This window comes from Anabaena sp. CA = ATCC 33047 (genome assembly GCF_963870205.1).
In the GTDB taxonomy this organism is placed as follows: domain Bacteria; phylum Cyanobacteriota; class Cyanobacteriia; order Cyanobacteriales; family Nostocaceae; genus Trichormus.
This window is the reverse complement of the sequence record NZ_CAWMSA010000051.1, coordinates 1-305: the sequence shown is the minus strand read 5'-3', so window position 1 is coordinate 305 and position 305 is coordinate 1. Positions and strand designations below refer to the sequence as shown.

1 protein-coding gene is annotated in these 305 nt (G+C 35.7%); it reads right to left on the bottom strand.

Translation table 11 applies throughout. From position 1 onward, the window contains the following. Positions 1-305, bottom strand: a 305-nt coding sequence (locus AACS98_RS16520; protein WP_369815995.1) for a sensor histidine kinase, incomplete at both ends; no start/stop codon positions are given.

Sequence of the window (305 nt, the reverse complement as noted above, 5' to 3'; positions counted from 1 at the left end):
TGAGCGCGAACAAGGATTTTAATATATCCCTGTTCTGTAAACTTCAGGGCATTGCCCACGACATTAAATAGAATTTGACGTAATCTGACTTCATCAATCAAAATCACCGGTGGTACAGTATCTTCAATCTCGGTGTATAAAGTTAAATTTTTAGTGATTGCCTTTTGAGTAAAAATCTGTTGAATTTCTTGAATCAGAACTCGCAGGTTTACAGGTTCATAACAAAGTTCTAATTTACCGGCTTCAATTTTGGATAAATCCAGAATGTCATTAATCAATCCCAACAGACTTTTACCACTGGCAGT